Origin of the sequence: Phenylobacterium sp. (assembly GCF_031984885.1) — a bacterium.
Taxonomy (GTDB): Bacteria; Pseudomonadota; Alphaproteobacteria; order Caulobacterales; family Caulobacteraceae; genus Phenylobacterium.
On record NZ_DAMABV010000001.1, the window covers coordinates 69,530 to 87,192 of the forward strand.

At 68.4% G+C, this 17,663-nt stretch carries 16 protein-coding genes; 3 read left to right on the top strand and 13 right to left on the bottom strand.

Annotated features, from left to right (window positions below; genetic code table 11):
• Window positions 1-52: 52 nt before the first annotated feature.
• The 10 genes from RTL41_RS00385 to coxB all read right to left on the bottom strand — a co-directional run bounded on the left by RTL41_RS00385 (window position 53) and on the right by coxB (window position 9,325).
• Window positions 53-1,330 (bottom strand): pitrilysin family protein, encoded by a 1,278-nt coding sequence (locus RTL41_RS00385; protein WP_312160199.1) that lies wholly within the window; start codon window positions 1,328-1,330, stop codon window positions 53-55.
• Window positions 1,317-2,711 carry a threonine synthase gene (gene thrC / locus RTL41_RS00390; RefSeq protein WP_312160201.1) on the bottom strand — a complete coding sequence of 465 codons (1,395 nt, stop codon included), beginning with the start codon at window positions 2,709-2,711 and terminating at the stop codon, window positions 1,317-1,319. The genes RTL41_RS00385 and thrC overlap by 14 nt, the downstream gene beginning before the upstream one ends.
• Window positions 2,711-3,520, bottom strand: a complete 810-nt coding sequence (locus tag RTL41_RS00395) for an SURF1 family cytochrome oxidase biogenesis protein (RefSeq protein ID WP_312160203.1) — start codon at window positions 3,518-3,520, stop codon at window positions 2,711-2,713. Before RTL41_RS00395 ends, thrC begins: the two co-directional genes overlap by 1 nt.
• Window positions 3,513-3,869, bottom strand: a complete 357-nt coding sequence (locus tag RTL41_RS00400; protein ID WP_312160205.1) for a DUF983 domain-containing protein — start codon at window positions 3,867-3,869, stop codon at window positions 3,513-3,515. Before RTL41_RS00400 ends, RTL41_RS00395 begins: the two co-directional genes overlap by 8 nt.
• A gap of 10 nt (window positions 3,870-3,879) precedes the next feature.
• Complete coding sequence (locus RTL41_RS00405; RefSeq protein WP_312160207.1) at window positions 3,880-4,755, bottom strand: cytochrome c oxidase subunit 3; 876 nt, start codon at window positions 4,753-4,755, stop codon at window positions 3,880-3,882.
• A 74-nt stretch (window positions 4,756-4,829) separates the two neighbouring features.
• The gene (locus RTL41_RS00410; RefSeq protein WP_312160209.1) at window positions 4,830-5,468 is read right to left on the bottom strand and encodes a cytochrome c oxidase assembly protein; all 639 of its coding nucleotides are present in this window, start codon (window positions 5,466-5,468) and stop codon (window positions 4,830-4,832) included.
• Window positions 5,449-5,601, bottom strand: coding sequence for a hypothetical protein (locus RTL41_RS00415; RefSeq protein WP_312160211.1), 153 nt, complete (start codon window positions 5,599-5,601; stop codon window positions 5,449-5,451). Before RTL41_RS00415 ends, RTL41_RS00410 begins: the two co-directional genes overlap by 20 nt.
• Window positions 5,598-6,569, bottom strand: a complete 972-nt coding sequence (cyoE, locus tag RTL41_RS00420) for a heme o synthase (RefSeq protein WP_409418291.1) — start codon at window positions 6,567-6,569, stop codon at window positions 5,598-5,600. Before cyoE ends, RTL41_RS00415 begins: the two co-directional genes overlap by 4 nt.
• 81 nt (window positions 6,570-6,650) lie before the next feature.
• Window positions 6,651-8,306, bottom strand: coding sequence for a cytochrome c oxidase subunit I (gene ctaD, locus RTL41_RS00425; RefSeq protein ID WP_312160214.1), 1,656 nt, complete (start codon window positions 8,304-8,306; stop codon window positions 6,651-6,653).
• Window positions 8,307-8,323: 17 nt separating this feature from the next.
• The gene (gene coxB / locus RTL41_RS00430; RefSeq protein WP_312160216.1) at window positions 8,324-9,325 is read right to left on the bottom strand and encodes a cytochrome c oxidase subunit II; all 1,002 of its coding nucleotides are present in this window, start codon (window positions 9,323-9,325) and stop codon (window positions 8,324-8,326) included.
• A 354-nt stretch (window positions 9,326-9,679) separates the two neighbouring features.
• Between coxB and tldD the strand changes: the two genes are divergently transcribed.
• Together tldD and RTL41_RS00440 are read left to right on the top strand one after the other, a co-directional pair.
• Window positions 9,680-11,110, top strand: coding sequence for a metalloprotease TldD (gene tldD / locus RTL41_RS00435; protein ID WP_312160217.1), 1,431 nt, complete (start codon window positions 9,680-9,682; stop codon window positions 11,108-11,110).
• A 136-nt stretch (window positions 11,111-11,246) separates the two neighbouring features.
• Window positions 11,247-13,292, top strand: a complete 2,046-nt coding sequence (locus RTL41_RS00440; RefSeq protein ID WP_312160220.1) for a TonB-dependent receptor domain-containing protein — start codon at window positions 11,247-11,249, stop codon at window positions 13,290-13,292.
• 63 nt (window positions 13,293-13,355) lie between these two features.
• On the opposite strand, the gene RTL41_RS00445 is transcribed toward RTL41_RS00440, so the two are convergent.
• Entirely contained in the window at window positions 13,356-15,197 is a 1,842-nt protein-coding gene (locus RTL41_RS00445; protein WP_312160222.1) for a peptide MFS transporter, read from the bottom strand.
• Between the two features lie 188 nt (window positions 15,198-15,385).
• On the opposite strand from RTL41_RS00445, the gene RTL41_RS00450 reads away from it, so the two are divergent.
• Complete coding sequence (locus tag RTL41_RS00450; protein ID WP_312160224.1) at window positions 15,386-15,874, top strand: DUF427 domain-containing protein; 489 nt, start codon at window positions 15,386-15,388, stop codon at window positions 15,872-15,874.
• Between the two features lie 15 nt (window positions 15,875-15,889).
• Here RTL41_RS00450 and RTL41_RS00455 read toward each other — a convergent pair whose 3' ends face one another.
• Together RTL41_RS00455 and RTL41_RS00460 are read right to left on the bottom strand one after the other, a co-directional pair.
• Window positions 15,890-16,279, bottom strand: coding sequence for a GFA family protein (locus tag RTL41_RS00455; protein ID WP_312160225.1), 390 nt, complete (start codon window positions 16,277-16,279; stop codon window positions 15,890-15,892).
• Window positions 16,280-16,281: 2 nt separating this feature from the next.
• Window positions 16,282-17,640: a glutamate--cysteine ligase gene (locus RTL41_RS00460; protein ID WP_312160227.1), complete on the bottom strand. Its 1,359-nt coding sequence runs from the start codon at window positions 17,638-17,640 to the stop codon at window positions 16,282-16,284.
• Between the last annotated feature and the right edge of the window lie 23 nt (window positions 17,641-17,663).

Genomic DNA, 17,663 nt, shown 5'->3' on the forward strand with positions numbered 1-17,663 from the left:
GCGGGATGCGGGGAGGCCGTCAAGACCGGCCTTGGCCCGCCTTTCCCGTGCGCTACCCGAACAAGGCCCGCTGGAACGCCTCGGCGGCTTTCATCGAGGCCTTGGGGCCGAGCACGCTGGCCGCCGCCCGGCCGGGGGCCAGGATCGCCTCGCCCAGGCGGATGACGTCGGCCTGGCTGACCGCGTCGATCTGCTCGGCCAGTTCGGCCGGCGCCAGGGTGCGGCCGAACAGCAGCACCTGGGCCGCGGCCTGTTCGGCGCGCGACAGCGGCTGCTCGCGGGCCATGAACATCGAGGCCTTGAGCTGCGCCTTGGCGCGGGCCAGTTCGGCGGGCTCGACCCGTTCGGCCATGCCGCGGATCTCTCCGGCGGCGACGCGGGCCAGCTCGACGGCGTCCTTGGCCGCGCAGCCGGCGAAGACGCCCAGGACGCCGGTGTCGGCATAGGTCTCCGAATAGGCGTCGACGGCATAGGCCAGGCCGCGCTTCTCGCGCGCCTCCTGGAACAGCCGCGAGGCCATGCCGCCGCCGAGGATCTCGGCATAGATGCGCAGGGCGAAATAGCCCTGGTCGCGCACCCCGACGGAGGGCAGCAGGAAGACCAGGTTGGCCTGCTCCAGGCTCTTGGAGGTCGTGCGCGCGCCGCCGGCGAAACTGGCCGGCGCCGGCGCGGCGGTCCCCTGCCCCTGCGCGCCGCCGAAGTCGCGCTCGGCCAGGGCCAGCAGTTCGTCCTCGTCCACCGCCCCGGAAGCGGCGATCACCAGGGCGTCGGGCGCATAGAGCGCCGCGCGCCAGTCCGACAGCGTCGCCGGCTCGGCGCGGGCGATCGACTCGTCGGTGCCCAGGATCGGGCGGCCCAGGGGCTGGCCCTCGAAGGCCGCCTGCTGGGCCATCTCGAACACGTGGTCGTCGGGGGTGTCGGCGGCCTCGGCGATCTCCTGGCCGACGACCTGGATCTCGCGGGCGAGGTCGCCGGCGTCCATGGTCGGATGCAGCACCAGGTCGGCGACCACGGCGCTGCCCAGGTCCAGGCCGCCCTTCAGGGCGCGGATCTGGAAGCTGGTGCGCTCATAGCCGGTGGCGGCGTTGATCTGGCCGCCCTCGGCCTCGATCACCTCGACGATGTCGCGGGCCGAGCGCTCGCCCGCGCCCTTGAACACCATGTGCTCCAGCAGGTGCGACCAGCCCGAACGGGCCTCGTCCTCCGATCGCGCGCCGCGGCCGGCGACGACCGACAGGGCCAGGGTCTCGAGTCCGTCGATGGGGTCGCAGACGACCCGGACGCCATTCTTCAGCGTATGAATGTTGGGCAGAGCATCAGCCTTCCGCAAAGGCCCTGACATAGGCCTTGATGGTGTCCGCGTCAGCCGGCAACCGGTCGAAGCGCTCTTCCCGGCCGGCCAGGTGCGCGGCGGTGCGCGGCATGACCGGGGTCTCGCCGGTGGCCGCCTCGACCGTCTCGGGGAACTTGGCCGGGTGCGCCGTCGACAGCACCACGATCGGGGCGGCGGTCGCGCCGCGGGCCCGCTGCATGCCGGCCACGCCGACGGCGGTGTGCGGATCGATCAGTTCGCCGGTCTCGCGCAGGGTGGCGACGATGGTGCGGGTGGTGTCGCCCTCGCCGATCGAAACGCCGGTGAAGGTCTCGCGCATGGTCGCCAGGGCCTGCGGCGGGATGTCGACGCCGCCGGTCTCGGCGAAGGCGGCGAAGGCGCGCGCGGTCTCCAGGCCGTCACGGCGCACGGCTTCGAAATAGAGCCGCTCGAAGTTGGACGCCGACTGGATGTCCATGGCCGGCGACTGGGTCGGGGCGGTGACGCCGCGGACGTAGCGGCCGTCCTCGAAGGCGCGGGCCAGGATGTCGTTGGAGTTGGTGGCGACGATGATGCGGTCGATCGTCAGCCCCATCCGCTTGGCCACATAGCCGGCGAAGCCGTCGCCGAAGTTGCCGGACGGCACCGCGAACGAGACGGACCGATGCGGCGCGCCCAGCGCCACCGCGGCGGTGAAGTAGTAGACGCTCTGGGCGACGATGCGCGCGAAGTTGATCGAGTTGACCGCCGAGAGGCCGACCGACTGCTTCAGCGAGGCGTCGGAGAGCGCGGTCTTCAGGATCGCCTGGCAGTCGTCGAAGTCGCCGGCCACGGCCACGCAGCGGACATTGGCCTCGTCGGCGGTGGTCATGAAGCGGCGCTGGACCTCCGAGATCCGGCCGTCCGGGAACATGACCACGATCTTGGTGTTGCTGCGCCCGCGGAAGGCCTCGACCGCCGCGCCGCCGGTGTCGCCGGAAGTGGCGCACAGGATCGTCTGGGTGCGCTTCTGCTGGCCCAGCACATGGTCCGACAGGCGGGCCAGCAGTTGCATGGCCACGTCCTTGAAGGCCAGGCTCGGCCCGTGGAACAGCTCGGCGATGAAGCCGCCCGCGGCGATCTGGCGGACCGGGACCACGGCGGCGTGGGTGAAGCTGGCATAGGCCTCGGCGCACATCTCGGCCAGCGTCGCGCGGTCGATCTCCTCGCCGACGAACTTGGCGAGCACCGCGCTCGCGACCTCGGCATAGGGGCGGCCGGCGAAGGCGGCGATCTCGTCGCGGGTGAACTCGGGCCACGCCTCGGGGACATAGAGGCCGCCGTCCGGGGCCAGGCCGGCCAGAACCGCATCGACAAAGCCGACCGAGGGCGCCTGCCCCCGCGTAGAGACGTACCGCATCAAGACTTCCGTTTCCGCCCCCCACCCCGCGGGGTCGGTGCTGACTGATTGATTGGCGAGTTTTCGTCGCCGAACCGGCCGCCGTTTCGGCGGAAAGTTCGCCAGAGCATGGCGGCATAGACGCCGACCAGGGCGGCGGCAAGGCCGAACCAGGTCAGGGCGTATTCGAGGTGGCGATTGGAGATTTCCGCCGGGAGCGGGGCCGGATCCAGCGCCGTCCATTCCGGGTTCGAGGAGGTCTCGGCCATCAGGAACAGCGGGGCCGGGGCGTCGGCCTGGAGGGCGTTGGCCATCGCCGCGGTGTCGCGGACGTACCAGCGGTTGGCGGTCACGTCGTTGGGCGGGCTGAACAGGTTGCCGGCCTCGGGCGCGCGCAGGACGCCGACGATCTCCACCGGCGTCGTGTCCGAGACGTTGACGCGCGGCCGGGCCGAGACGTCGTCGCCGACGAAGCCGCGATCGACCAGGATGCTGTTGTAGCGGCCGCCGGCTGTGCGGCAGGCTGAGATCAGGCGCGAGCCGGCCTTGCCCTCGCGGACCGAGAACAGCTCCAGATAGGGCGCGCTGGCCAGGCCCGGGCATTCCAGCCGCACGCGGGCGAAATCGAGATCGGCGCCCGCGCCCATCTGCTCCATGGCCGCGACGCCGGAGGTCGCCGGCGCGGCCTGCAGGGCGCCGACCCGCGCGAGCAGCGCTTCCTTCCAGTGCAGGCGCTGCAACTGCCAGCCGCCCAGGCCGATCAGGATGACGAGCGAAACCGCGACCGCGATCGTCAGGCCGACCGGAAAGCGGCCGGCGCGGTCAGTCATGGCGCGCTTCCGAGGCCCTGTTGGCGAACTGCGCGGCCAGCATCAGGCCCTTGAGCGGCCGCAGCAGGCCGATGCAGACGGCCAGGGTGAGGGGCAGGAACATGACGATGTGCACCCAAACCGGGGGCGAGAAGGCCAGCTCGGTGAAGAGCATGGCGAAGGCGCAGAGGAAGCCCGCGATCAGGATCACGAAGACCGCGGGACCATCGCCGGAGTCGGCCTTGGCCAGATCGTAGCCGCACCGCTCGCAGGCGGGGGCTACGTTCAGGAAGCCTTGGAAAAGACGCCCCTCTCCACAGTTCGGGCAGCGGCCGCGAAGGCCCGCCAGCAGCGGATTGGGGCTGTCCATATCTGCGGTCCTAGTGGCCCGCCCCGCCGAACACCACGTAGATGAAGGCGAACAGGAAGAGCCAGACGACGTCGACGAAGTGCCAGTACCAGGCGGCCGCTTCGAAGCCGAAGTGCTTCTGCGGGGTGAAACCGCCGCGCAGCAGGCGGATCAGGCAGACGGCCAGGAAGATCGTCCCGATCAGGACGTGGAAGCCGTGGAAGCCGGTGGCCATGAAGAACGACGAGCCGTAGAGCCCCGAGTTCGCCGCGCCCTCGCCGCCGAAGAAGTACTTGTGCTCGAGGATGTGGTGGTACTCGTAGGCCTGGATGGCGGTGAAGAATGCGCCGAGCGCGATGGTCAGGGCCAGGGCGATCTTCGTGCCCTTGCGGTCGCCCTGCTGCAGCGCGTGGTGCGCCCAGGTCACCGTGGTGCCCGAGAGCAGCAGGATCAGGGTATTCAGCAGCGGCAGGTTCCAGGCCGGGACCGTCTCGATGCCGGCCGGCGGCCAGGTGGCCCAGGCGGCGCGGACTTCCTCGATCGAGGACAGGGTCCGGTGCTCGTGGAAGAGCGCCATCTCGAAGAAGATCCAGAACCAGGCGACGAAGAACATCACTTCCGAAGCGATGAACATGATCATGCCGTAGCGCAGGCCGATCGAGACGACGGGGGTGTGGTCGCCCGCCTTGGATTCCTTCACCACGTCCGACCACCAGCAGATCATGGTGATAAGCACGCCAACGAGGCCGAGGAAGAACACCCACGGAGAATGCTGGGGAAGGCCGAACATGCCCTTCATCCAGATCACCCCGCCGATCGCCATCACCGCCGCGGACAGGGAGCCCACGAGCGGCCACGGGCTGGGAGGCAGCAGGTGGTAGTCGTGCTTAACTTCGCCGTGGGCCATTTCGGTCCTAACCCCTCTCAGATCTCACAGACGCCTGCCCCTCTCTCGGACCGGCGAATGACAATTCGCGTGTGCTATAGCCCCGCCTTGGCCGGTACGCCAAGGGCCGAAGCGTGCTTTGACGGCGTGGCGTCCGCGCGCTTTTCGCCGCGCTGGGCCTCCACCGACGGGAAGAAGGTGTAGGACAGGGTCACTTCGCCCTTGCCCTTGGTCTCGAAGTCGTCCGCGAACTTCGGATCGACGAAGTAGACGACCGGGAATTCGATGGTCGTTTTCGGCGGAATCGTCTGGTCCGAGAAGCAGAAGCACTCGAGCTTCTGGAAGTAGGCGCCGGCCGATTCGGGCACGACGTTGTAGATCGCCCGGCCGGTCTGCGGCTGGTCGCTGTTGTTGGTGACCTTGAAGAAGGCCAGGCCCGTCTGGCCGATCTTGACCTCCTGGGTCACCTGCTCGGCGGTGAAGGTCCACGGCAGGTCGCGGATGTTGGCGTCGAATCGGATGGTCAGGTTGCGGTCCAGCACCTTGTCCGGCGCCGCCTCGGCCTTGCGCACCGTGCCGTCGAAGCCGGTGATCTGGCAGAACGCCTTGTAGAGCGGCACCGAGGCGTAGGACGCGCCGATCATGGCGGCGAACACGCCGGCCGCGATCATGCCGACCTTGCGGTTGCGCTTCTGGAGCGGGGTGAGCTCGGGCTTAGAACGGCCGCTGGCCAACGCTGCCTCCCAGACGCACGATGGTCACGACGAAGACCAGGACCACGAACAGCACCAGCCCCAGCGCCAACGCGATGTTGCGGCCGCGGCGGGCGCGGGCTTCGACGGTCGGATCGGGGGTGGGCTCGCTCACGAGAATACTCCGACGGCGGGCAGGTCGAGCAGGTGCTCGGCCAACAGGGTGGCGAACAGAAGGGTCAGGTAGAGGATCGAGAACGCAAAGAGATTGCGCGCGTCCTTCGAGCTCGCCTTCACGTCATAGAGGCCATCGTCGTTGCGCTGGCCGCCGGTCTCGCCGGCCTGGCTCCTGAACACGCGCCAGGCCAGGATGAGGAACATCAGGCCGCCGAGCGCAGCGACCGCCAGATAGGTGATCCCGCCCAGGCCGGTGAAGGCCGGCACGATGCACAGCGGCACGAACAGCAGGCTGTAGATCAGGATCTGCTTGCGGGTGGAGGCCGCGCCGGCGGTGACCGGCATCATCGGCACGCCGGCCTTCTGGTAGTCCTCGCTGGTGTAGAGCGACAGCGCCCAGAAGTGCGGCGGGGTCCACATGAAGATGATCGCGCAGAGCAGCCAGGCGTTCAGCGGCGCGGTTCCCGTCGCCGCGGCCCAGCCGATCACCGGCGGCAGCGCGCCGGCGAGGCCGCCGATGACGATGTTCTGCGGCGTCGAGCGCTTCAGCCACATCGTATAGACGACGGCGTAGAAGAAGATGGTGAAGGTCAGCAGGCCCGCGGCCAGCCAGTTGGTCGTCATGCCCAGCAGCATGACCGAGAACAGCGAGAGCACGACGCCCATGGCCAGGGCGTCGGCGCCCTGCACCTTGCCGGCCGGCACCGGGCGGCCGCGGGTGCGGCGCATCTTGGCGTCGATGTCGGCGTCGTACCACATGTTGAAGGCGGCCGACGCGCCCGCCCCGACGGCGATGCAGAAGATCGCCACCGCCCCCAGCACCGGGTTCACCGGCGCGTTGGCGCAGACCAGGCCGGTGATCGCGGTGAAGATGACCAGCGACATGACCCGCGGCTTCAGCAGCTGGACGTAGTCCTGCCACCGCGGGGGCGCGCTGGAGCGGGAAAGGGCTGGCGACATGGCCATCACAATACTCTCAAAACGACCGAAGGGCGCGCGCCGGAATGTCCCAGCCCGCGCCCCACAGAGGTCTTTGGGGAGCCGGACCTAGTGCAGGTCCGGCTTGACCACCGGCAGTTCGTTGAACTGGTGGAACGGCGGCGGCGAGGACAGGGTCCACTCCAGCGTCGTGGCGCCTTCGCCCCACGGATTGGCTTCGGCCTTGCGGCGGAAGATCATCGCGTCGATCAGGACCACCAGGAAGATGCCCACGGCGACCAGGGTCACCAGGTAGCCCATCGACGAGACGTGGTTCCAGAGGGTGAACGCCTCGGGATAGTCGATGTAGCGGCGGGGCATGCCCTGCAGGCCCAGGAAGTGCTGCGGGAAGAAGATCAGGTTCACGCCGACGAACATGACCCAGAAGTGCAGTTGGCCGAGCCACTCGCGGTACTTCACGCCCCACATCTTCTCGAACCAGTAGTAGAAGCCCGCGAAGATGGCGAAGACGGCGCCCAGCGACAGCACGTAGTGGAAGTGCGCCACGACGTAGTAGGTGTCGTGCAGGCTGTAGTCGATGCCGGCGTTCGCCAGGACCACGCCGGTGACGCCGCCCACGGTGAACAGGAAGATGAAGCCCATCGCCCAGAGCATGGGCGTCTTGAAGTCGATGGAGCCGCCCCACATCGTGGCGATCCAGGAGAAGATCTTCACGCCGGTCGGCACCGCGATGACCATGGTGGCCGCCACGAAGTAGGCGCGCAGATTGATGCTCATGCCCACGGTGTACATGTGGTGGGCCCACACGACGAAGCCGATGAACCCGATGGCCACCATGGCGTAGGCCATGGCCAGGTAACCGAAGACCGGCTTGCGCGAGAAGGTCGAGACGATGTGGCTGATGATGCCGAAGCCCGGCAGGATCAGGATGTACACTTCCGGGTGGCCGAAGAACCAGAACAGGTGCTGGTACATGACGGGATCGCCGCCGCCGGCCGCATCGAAGAAGTGGGTGTTAAAGTTCCGGTCGGTCAGCAGCATGGTGATCGCGCCGGCCAGGACGGGCAGCGAGAGCAGCAGCAGGAAGACGGTGACCAGCACCGACCACACGAACAGCGGCATGCGGTGCAGGGTCATGCCCGGGGCGCGCATGTTGAAGATGGTGGTGATGAAGTTGATGGCGCCGAGGATCGACGAGGCGCCGGCCAGGTGGAGGGCCAGGATCGCGCAGTCCATCGCCGGGCCCGCGTGGCCCGAGGTCGACAGCGGCGGATAGGCCGTCCAGCCGCCGCCGAAGCCCGTACCCGGGCCGCCGTCGACGAACATCGAGACCAGCAGCAGGATCCAGGCGGCGACCAGCAGCCAGAACGAGATGTTGTTCATCCGCGGGAAGGCCATGTCCGGCGCGCCGATCATCAGCGGCACGAACCAGTTGCCGAAGCCGCCGATCAGGGCGGGCATGACCATGAAGAAGATCATGATCAGGGCGTGCGCGGTGACCACGGCGTTGAAGCCGTGCTTGGACGCCTCGATCAGGCCGATCTGGTCGAGCAGCGAGCCCTGGGTGAAGACCTGGATGCCTGGCTCGGCCAGTTCCCAGCGGATGAGGCCCGACAGGGCGCCGCCCACCAGGCCCGCCATGATGGCGAACAGGATGTAGAGGGTGCCGATGTCCTTGTGGTTGGTCGAGAAGAACCAACGCGCGATGAAGCCGGGCTTGTGGTCGGCTTCGTCGTGATGATCGTGAGCTGCGGCTTGTGCCATCTTACTATGTCCTAAGCTCAATTCGCGGCCGGCGCCGCGGCGGGCGCGGCGGGCGTGGAGGTCGGGGCCGGCGCGGCGTCGGCTGCGGCAGGCGCCGTGGCGGCGGCCGGGGTCGCGGCGCCTTCGGCGGCCGGAGCGGCGGCGGGCGCCGCAGCAGCGGCGGCCTCGGCGGCCTTGGCGGCCGCTTCATCGGCGGCGGCGGTCATCGAACCGCCCTTGGACGCCACCCAGGCCTCGAACTCGGGCTGGGTCACGACCTTGATCTCGATCGGCATGAAGGCGTGATCGACGCCGCACAGCTCCGAGCACTGACCATAGAAGGTGCCGGTGCGCTCGGCCTTGAACCAGGTTTCGTTGATCCGGCCGGGGATCGCGTCGATCTTCAGGCCGAAGGCCGGCAGCGCGAAGGCGTGGATCACGTCGGCGCCGGTGACCAGGACGCGGACGGTCTTGTTGACCGGCACGACCAGCGGTTCGGTGGAAGCCAGGCGGAAGGGGACGTTACGCGCCTTGGCCTCGTCCTCGGGCAGCATGTTCGAGATGAACTCGCCGACCTTCTGGTCCGGGAGCTCGTAGCCCCAGTACCACTGATAGCCGGTGGCCTTAACCGTGTAATCCGGCTTGGGCATGTCGTGGTAGGCGAACAGCAGCTTGAACGAGACGATGGAGATGCCCATCAGGATCAGGACCGGAACGACCGTCCAGATCACCTCGATCAGGGTGTTGTGGCTCCACTTGGCCGGAACCGGGTTGGCGCGCTTGTTGTAGCGCACGACGACCCAGATCAGCAGAGCCAGCACGAACAGGCAGATCGCCGTGATGATCGGCAGCAGGATGAGATCGTGGAAGTCATGCGCCGCATGCTTCAGCGGCGCGGCCGCCGGCTGCAGCCCGATGCCCCCCGGCGTCGGTTGCCCCATCAATTCCTCAGCGAACGCCTGGACGCCCCAGAACGCCGAAGTTGCGCCCGCCGCGGCTGCCGCCGCCCACGTCCGCATGCCCTGAACCCTAGACTTCATGTCCCCTCGGTCTGCTTGGCCGGCCGCGCCTCGCGAAAGACGATCGCCCCCGCCGACTGAAACAAGGCCAGGCGCCGCGCAAACCGCGAGGCCCCGCCCTTAAGCCGGGGTGCATACGCGCTCTCCCGTAGCTTGCCAAGGCGCTAAGACCCCCTATGGCGCAATGTCTCGCCATGGAGCCGGTCTCCACCGTCCGCACACCCCCGAAAATGAGGGATTTGGCGTAACTTCGGAAGGTTAAGGCCGTGATCTTCCATGAAGCTGACGCCAAACCGGGGCCTAGAGGCGGATTGGGGTGACGATCCGTCCGCGAACACCTATTTCTGAGGGCTCGTATTTCGAAAGCAGCCGCCGATGAACGCCCTCGCCCCCTCCACCTCGATCCTCGAATCCGTCGGCCTCGAGCCCGAACGGGCCCGGGAAATCCTCGGCGAGGCCCTGGCCGGGGCCGACGACGGCGAACTGTTCGTCGAGCGTTCCGAGAGCGAGGCCTTCCTGTTCGACGACGGCCGGCTGAAGTCGGCCTCCTATGATTCGTCGGAAGGCTTCGGCCTGCGGGTGGTCGCCGGCGAGACGGCCGGCTATTCGCACTCGAGCGAGGTGTCCGAGGCGGCGATGAAGCGGGCGGCGCAATCGTCGGCCCTGGCCAAGCGCGGCTATAGCGGCGTCTCGGCGGAAGGCCCGCGGGCCACCAACGCCAAGCTCTATGGCGAAGAAGACCCCACCGCCTCGCCGGCCTTCTCCGACAAGGTGGCGCTGCTGCAGGAGATCGACGCCTGGGTGCGGGCGCGCGACCCGCGCGTCGTCCAGGTGATGGCCAGCATCGCCGGGGAGCGCCGCATCGTCGAGATCCTGCGCGCCGACGGCCGGCTGATCCGCGACGTGCGCCCGCTGTGCCGGGTGAACGTCCAGGTGACGGTCGAAAAGGACGGCAAGCGCGAGAACGGCTATTCCGGGGCCGGCGGCCGGGCCGGGTTCGACGCCTGGATCAGCCCCGACAAGTGGCAGGCCCAGGCCGACGAGGCCCTGCGCCAGGCGATGGTCAACCTGGACGCCGTCCCCTGCCCGGCCGGCGAGATGGACGTGGTGCTGGGCCCCGGCTGGAACGGCGTGCTGCTGCACGAGGCGGTCGGGCACGGCCTGGAAGGCGATTTCAACCGCAAGGGCACCTCGGCCTTCTCCGGCAAGATCGGCCAGCGGGTGGCCGCGCCGGGCGTCACCGTGTTCGACGACGGCTCCCTGCCCGGCCGCCGCGGCTCGCTGACCGTCGACGACGAGGGCACCCCGACCGAGCGGACCATCCTGATCGAGGACGGCATCCTGGTCGGCTACATGCACGACCGGATGAGCGCGCGGCTGATGGGCCTGGCCACGACCGGCAACGGGCGGCGCCAGTCCTACGCCCACATGCCGATGCCGCGGATGACCAACACCGCGATGATGGCCGGCCATCACAAGCGCGAGGAGATGATCGCCTCGACCAGGCGCGGGCTCTACTGCGCCAACTTCGGCGGCGGCCAGGTGGACATCACCAACGGCAAGTTCGTCTTCCAGTGCACCGAGGCCTACCTGATCGAGGACGGCAAGATCACCACGCCGGTCAAGGGCGCGACCCTGATCGGCGACGGCCCCTCGGCCCTGACCCGGGTGACGATGATCGGCGACGACTTCGACTTCGACAACGGCGTCGGGGTCTGTGGCAAGTCCGGCCAGAGCGTTCCGGTCGGCGTCGGCCAGCCTTCGCTGAAGATCACCGGCCTGACGGTGGGCGGGACCAATATCTAAGCTCCATCTCAACAGATGATTACACGCATGTAATCATCGCAATTCTTGCGGCGATTTAATCCACATTTCCTGGATTTAATTGGCGCGACTCCCTGAGCGCAGGTCACTTGCCTGCTTCTTCGGGGAGCATTGTTACATGATCGTTTCGGCCTTGGCGTCCGCACTCGCCCTTGCAGCGCCGGAGGCCGCCGGCGGCGGCGCGGGGCCCGCGCCCACCGCGGCCGCGCCCGCCTCTGACGGCGTCATCAGCTATCCGCCGTCGTTCTTCGCCGCGAGCCAGGCGGCCAACGCCTGGGAGATGCTGCTGCGCCTGCCTGGCTTTGCGCTGGACACCGGCGACGCGATCCGCGGCTTCGAGGGCGGCGGCGGCAACGCCCTGGTCGATGGCCAGCGCCCTTCCAGCAAGACCGATCCGCTGGACGAACTGCTGCGCCGGATCCCGCTGTCGCAGATCGAGCGCATCGACCTGATCCGCGGCGGCGCGCCGGGGATCGACATGCAGGGCCGCACGGTGATCGCCAATGTGGTCCGCAAGCCGGGCGGCGCCTTGCAGGGGCTGGTCGCCCTGGCCAACAACCATGTCTATGACGGCCGCAACATGCACGGCTTCCGCCTGGAGCTGTCGGGCGGCAAGGACGGGCGCAACTGGGAAGGCTCGGCCCGCTACGGCTTCGGCGCCGACGATGGCGGCGACTTCGGGCCGGGCGTCATGCTGGGGCCGGACGGGACGCCGATCCGGATCTCGCAGATCGATTCGACCGGCGGCATCGGCAACCAGACCCTGACCGGCGCCTACGAGCAGCCGGTCCTGGGCGGCAAGCTGCGGGTCAACGGCCGGCTGTTCTGGGAGAAGTACAAGTTCAAGGAGGACAACGTCATCGTCTTCCCGGCGCCGGGGCTGGCGACCACCGACGACATCAACCACACCCATGAGACCGAACTGGGCGGCCGCTTCACCCGCGACCTCGGCGCGCGCGCGACGCTCGACCTGGTCGGCCTGCGCCAGACCCGCGAGCGGGACATCTCGTCGGTGTTCGATTCGCCCGGCGAGGACGGGCGCTTCAACCTGGCGCGGGAGTCCAGCGAGACGATCGGCCGGGGCGTCGTGTCCTATCGGTTCAGCGAGACCCTTTCGGTGGAGACCGGGGCGGAGGGCGCGTTCAACAGGCTCGACAGCCGGACCGCGCTGACCTCGAACGGCCTGCCGGTGCTGCTGCCCGCGGCCAATGTGACGGTCGAGGAAACCCGCGGCGAGGCGTTCGCCAAGGGCGTCTGGCGTCCGAGCCGCCCTTGGACGGTGGAAAGCGGCCTGCGCTACGAGGCCTCGTCGATCTCGTCGTCCGGCGACGTGGCGCTGGACAAGAGCCTGCGCTTCCTGAAGCCGCGCCTGGCCCTGACCTGGGCGCCGAGCGCCACGACCCAGGTGCGGCTGCGCATCGAGCGGGTGGTCGGGCAACTGGCCTTCGACGACTTCGTGGCCGATTCCTCGTTCAACACCGGCGCCGTCACCGCCGGCAATCCCGACCTCGATCCCGAGCAGGCCTGGGTCAGCGAGGTCGCGCTGGAGCAGCGGTTCTGGACGGACGGCGTGATGGGCGTGACCCTGCGCCGCTCGACGCTCACCGACGTGATCGACCGGGCGCCGATCTTCACCCAGTCCGCGGTGTTCGACTCGCCGGCCAATATCGGCGACGGGACCAAGGACGAGCTGGTGCTGAACCTGACCGCCCCGCTGCGCCGTTTCGGCCTGACCGGCGCCCAGTTGAAGGCCGAGGCGACCTGGCGGCGCTCGGAGGTGACCGACCCGACCACCGGCGAGAGCCGCGAGATCTCCAAGCTGCGGCCGGTGGAGTGGGAGGCGACCTATTCGCAGGACCTGCCGCAATGGCGGATGACCTGGGGCGTCGACGCCTATGGCGGCTGGCGCGAGACCAGCTATCGGTTCAACGAGGTGGCGACCTTCAAGCTGGGGACCTTCGTGCGGCCGTTCGCCGAGTGGCGGGCGCGCCCCGACCTGATCGTGCGCTTCGAGCTGCCCAACGTCACCGAGCGGGGCCTGCGCCGCACCCGCACCGTCTATGACGGTCCGCGCGGGTCGAGCGAGGTGCTGTTCACCGACGACCGCAAGCTGGACTTCGGGCGGATGTACTATGTCCGCGTCCGCAAGACCTTCGGGGCCTGACGAAGAAGGGCCGGACGCATGGCTGCGTCCGGCCCCCTCCGTTCGTCGCCTTGACGCGGCCGATCAGCTCTCGCGATCGGCGCGGATCGCGGCCGGGCTCACCGCCTGGCGTTCTCCGTCCAGGGTCGGGGCGATCGGCTCGGGCTGGACCGGGCCGGTGTCGTTCGCGCCATGGGCCCAATGCTTGATGAAGAAGCTCAGCAGGACGAAGACCGCGCCGACGCCGACGCCGGCCCAGCCCAGCTTGTTGAAGCCGTCCATCGAGGTGGCCAGCGCCGCGGCGGGATCCAGCACCTGGCCGCCGACCGTCTCGGTCCCCATGGCGCCGGCGATGATGCCGCCGACGTACTGGGCGATCGAGGAGGACAGGAACCACACGGCCATCATGAACGACACCACCGAGGCCACCGAGAGCTTGGTGATCTGCGAGAGGCCGACCGGCGAGAGGAAGAGCTCGCCCGTGGTGTGCAGCATGTAGAGCAGGGCCAGCATGATCAGCGGCAGGCGATAGTTGTCGTCGGCCAGGCCCTGGGCCCAGACCACGACCAGGAAGCCGAGGCCGACCTGCAGCAGGCCGAAGCCGAACTTCAGCGTCGGGTTGGGGTCACGCCCGCGCGCGCCGAGCCAGGCCCACATCGCCGCGAAGATCGGCGCGAAGATCAGAATGAAGCCGGCGTTGAACGACTGGGTCTGGGCCGCGGAGATGCCCATCAGGTCGACGTTGCGCGCGGCGAACAGGTTGAGCGAGGTGCCGGCCTGTTCGAACAGGGTGAAGAACACCACCGAGCCGAAGATCAGCACCAGGGCCAGCAGCATGCGCTCGCGCTCGATCTTGTCGCACTTCACGGTCAGGAAGTAGCCGATGAAGACCAGGGCCAGGATCGTCGAGACGCCCAGCGCCCAGCCGACGAGCTGGTTGCTCTGCACCAGCAGCCAGATCGGCGCGACGCCGAGGATGGCCAGGATGTAGATCAGCCATTCGCGGTTGACCGGCCCGGCGATCGGGGCCTTGAGACGTTCCGGGTTCGGCGGCTCGCCCTTGCCCTGCAGCAGCGGCTTGCCGAGCACGAACACCACCCAGCCCAGCGCCATGCCGACCCCGGCGAGGCCGAAGCCCGCCCACCAGCCGACCGTCTGGCCCAGCAGGCCGCAGAGCACCGAGGCCCAGAAGGCGCCCAGGTTGATGCCGTAGTAGTAGAGGGTGAAGCCGGAATCCCGGCGCGGATCGCCCTGCGGATAGAGCTGGCCGACGATGGTGGAGATGTTCGGCTTCAGGAAGCCGACGCCCATGATGATCAGCGCGACCGCCAGGTAAAAGGCGTTCTTGCCCAGCGGGTCGACCTGCTTCTCCATCGTGTAGCTGTCCTTGGGCAGGACGGTGGGCAGCGGGCCGCCGGCCGCAAGGCCCTTGATCTCCACGCCGCCGCCCTCGGCGGGACCGAAGTCGTAGGCCTTGTCGCCGACCATCAGCTTGACGGAACGCGATTCCATCCGGCCCTCGGCGACGACCTCGTACTGCTGGCCGGCATAGACGAGATGCTGGGTCGCGGGCTTGCCCTCGACCGCCATGGTCAGGTGGCCGGCGACGAGCAGCAGGGCGCCGAACGCCACGGCCTTGCGGGTGCCCAGATAGCGGTCGGCCAGCAGGCCGCCGATCAGCGGCAGCAGGTAGACCAGGCTGGTGTAGGAGCCGTATTGCGCCCCGGCGGTGGCGTCGTCGAACAGCAGATGCTGGGTCAGGTAGAAAATCAGGATGCCCCGCATCCCGTAGTAGGAGAACCGCTCCCACATCTCGGCGAAGAACAGGATGATCAGCCCTCGCGGATGCTGTTTCAGCAACTGCATGAGGACGGGGATCCCGGTCGCCAGGGTAATGACGATCCCCAGAAGGACTACGATGTTCATGAGGGCGGTGTTCCGATTCCTTGGACTGCCGGCTCTTCAGAGGGTCGTTTCGCCCCCGCCGGGCTAATTTGGCGGGAGAAGATCACGCGGCCGGGCCAAGCACAAGCAATCGGGCGCCTGAAGCTTGGCAATGGGGGAGCCCAGGCCCCACCTTGAGCGTTGCACCTGCACGAAGGAGGAGCGTCCCCATGCTGATCCCCGGCCCAGACCATCCCATCGAGGTCACGCCCGCCAAGACCCGCTGGCGCGCCATGTACGGCGACCACGTGATCGCCGACAGCGGCGATGTCCTGATCCTGACCGAAGCCAGCTATGCCCCGGTGGCCTACTTCCCGAGGGCGGACGTCTCGATGGAGTATTTCTCGCGCACGGACCGCAAAACCCATTGTCCGTACAAGGGTGAAGCCTCGTACTACACGATCCTGATGGACGGCCGGTTCGCCGACAACGCGGTGTGGACCTATGAGGAGCCCTACCCCGCCATGGAGGTGATCCGCGGCCGGCTGGCCTTCTATCCCGACAAGGTCGAGGTCTATGCGGTCGAGGACATGCTGGTCGATCCCAAGCATCCGCACGCGGCGGTGGACCAGATCGTCCAGCACACCGACAGCGGCGCCGGCGCCAGCCAGCGCGACCATTGGCCGCCGAACGTCACCACCCCGCCGCCCGAAGGCTGACGCCGCCGGGAAGGTTCAGGACGTCCGCGGTCCGGGCCATTCGGGGCGGGCGTCCGGGGTCTCGATGCTCATGCCGACGCCTTCGGTGGCGCGCATCGGCAGGGCGCTCGGGTCAAAGCCGTCGAGGCAGAAGACGTTGATCCCGTAGTGATCGGGAGCCGAGCGCTTGCGGTGGAAGGTGTAGATCCCGCAGCGGCTGCAGAAGTAGTGGCGGGCGCGGCCGGTGTTCCAGCGATAGAGCGAGAGCGCGTCCTCGCCCGCGGTGATGGTCAGGGCGCTCTCGTGCACCTTGGCCATGACGGCGTTCTTCTTCACGCACAGCGAGCAGTCGCAGGTGGTGAGCTCTTCGATCTCGGCCTCGACCTGGAAGCGGACGGCGCCGCAATGGCACGACCCGGCCAGCATGGTCAGTAGGCGAAGTCTTCGAAGACGCGGCGCACGTCGCCCTTCCAGGGGCCGTTGTAGAGTTCGAGCAGGCGCTCGGCCGGGGTGATCCCGCTGTCGGCGATCTCTTCCAGCTCGGCCAGATAGCCGCTCTCGTCGACCATGCCGGCGCTGAGGCGGCCGCGGTTCTTCAGGCCCTGCCTGGCGATGGCGACCATGTCCCTGGCCACGTCCTGCACGCTGCGGCCGTTCACCTGCGCCTTGAGGCCGAGGCGGGCGACGTCGGCGCGCAGGCGCTCGTGGTCCTCGACCTTCCAGTCCTTGCAGAGATCCCAGGCGGCGGCGAGCGCGGCCTGGTCGTAGAAGATGCCGGCCCAGAGCGCCGGCAGGGCGCAGAGCCGGCTCCAGGGCCCGGAATCGGCGCCGCGCATCTCCAGGTACTGCTTGAGGCGCACTTCCGGGAAGGCGGTGGTGGTGTGGTCGGCCCAGTCCTTGAGGCTGGGGCGGTCGCCCGGCAACTCGGCCAGTTCGCCGGCCATGAACTTGCGGAACGAGCGGCCGGCGAGGTCGACGTACCTGCCGTCGCGCTTGGCGAAATACATCGGCACGTCGAGGGCGTAGTTGGCGTAGGTCTCGTAGCCGAAGCCGTCGGCGAACACGAAGTCCAGCATGCCGGTGCGGTCGGGGTCGGTGTCGGTCCAGACGTTGGCCCGCGACGACAGGAAGCCCGACGGCTTGCCCTCGATGAACGGCGAATTGGCGAACAGGGCGGTGGCGATCGGCTGCAGCGCCAGGCTGGTGCGGAACTTGGCCACCATGTCGGCTTCGGAGCCGAAGTCGAGATTGGCCTGGACCGTACAGGTGCGGAACATCATGTCGAGGCCGAGCTTGCCGACCTTGGGCATGTACTCGCGCATGATCTTGTAGCGGCCCTTGGGCATGACCGGGATCTCGTCGCGCCGCCACAGCGGCGTGAAGCCGAGGCCGAGGAAGCCGAGGCCGAGTTCGTCGGCGACCGTCTTCACCTCGGTCAGGTGCTGGCCGGTCTCCTCGCAGATGTCGTGCATGGTCTCCAGCGGCGCGCCGGACAGCTCGAACTGGCCGCCGGGCTCGAGGCTGACATTGGCCATGCCCCGTTCCAGCGCGATGATGTTGTCGCCCTCGTAGACGCCCTTCCAGCCGAAGCGCGTCAGGCCGTTCAGCAGGGCCTGGATCCCGGCCGGACCATCGTATGGAATCGGCTCGTAGGTCCCGAGCCGGAACACGAACTTCTCGTGCTCGGCGCCCACGCGCCAGGCGCCGGCAGGCTTCTCGCCCGCTTCGAACCAGCGGACCAGGTCCTCCAGCGTGAGGGGTCGCTCGTCGGTCACGACGTCGGCCATCTCGTTCTCCCCAGCCCAATCCA

What these genes read in the sequence shown, in the direction of transcription:
- cyoE (WP_409418291.1), bottom strand. Translation starts at nt 6,569, where the DNA reads ATGGCCATGTCGCCAGCCCTTTCCCGCTCCAGCGCGCCCCCGCGGTGG.
- ctaD (WP_312160214.1), bottom strand. Translation starts at nt 8,306, where the DNA reads ATGGCACAAGCCGCAGCTCACGATCATCACGACGAAGCCGACCACAAG.
- RTL41_RS00440 (WP_312160220.1), top strand. Translation starts at nt 11,247, where the DNA reads ATGATCGTTTCGGCCTTGGCGTCCGCACTCGCCCTTGCAGCGCCGGAG.
- RTL41_RS00460 (WP_312160227.1), bottom strand. Translation starts at nt 17,640, where the DNA reads ATGGCCGACGTCGTGACCGACGAGCGACCCCTCACGCTGGAGGACCTG.
- tldD (WP_312160217.1), top strand. Translation starts at nt 9,680, where the DNA reads ATGAACGCCCTCGCCCCCTCCACCTCGATCCTCGAATCCGTCGGCCTC.
- thrC (WP_312160201.1), bottom strand. Translation starts at nt 2,711, where the DNA reads ATGCGGTACGTCTCTACGCGGGGGCAGGCGCCCTCGGTCGGCTTTGTC.
- RTL41_RS00395 (WP_312160203.1), bottom strand. Translation starts at nt 3,520, where the DNA reads ATGACTGACCGCGCCGGCCGCTTTCCGGTCGGCCTGACGATCGCGGTC.
- coxB (WP_312160216.1), bottom strand. Translation starts at nt 9,325, where the DNA reads ATGAAGTCTAGGGTTCAGGGCATGCGGACGTGGGCGGCGGCAGCCGCG.
- RTL41_RS00405 (WP_312160207.1), bottom strand. Translation starts at nt 4,755, where the DNA reads ATGGCCCACGGCGAAGTTAAGCACGACTACCACCTGCTGCCTCCCAGC.
- RTL41_RS00445 (WP_312160222.1), bottom strand. Translation starts at nt 15,197, where the DNA reads ATGAACATCGTAGTCCTTCTGGGGATCGTCATTACCCTGGCGACCGGG.
- RTL41_RS00450 (WP_312160224.1), top strand. Translation starts at nt 15,386, where the DNA reads ATGCTGATCCCCGGCCCAGACCATCCCATCGAGGTCACGCCCGCCAAG.
- RTL41_RS00455 (WP_312160225.1), bottom strand. Translation starts at nt 16,279, where the DNA reads ATGCTGGCCGGGTCGTGCCATTGCGGCGCCGTCCGCTTCCAGGTCGAG.
- RTL41_RS00400 (WP_312160205.1), bottom strand. Translation starts at nt 3,869, where the DNA reads ATGGACAGCCCCAATCCGCTGCTGGCGGGCCTTCGCGGCCGCTGCCCG.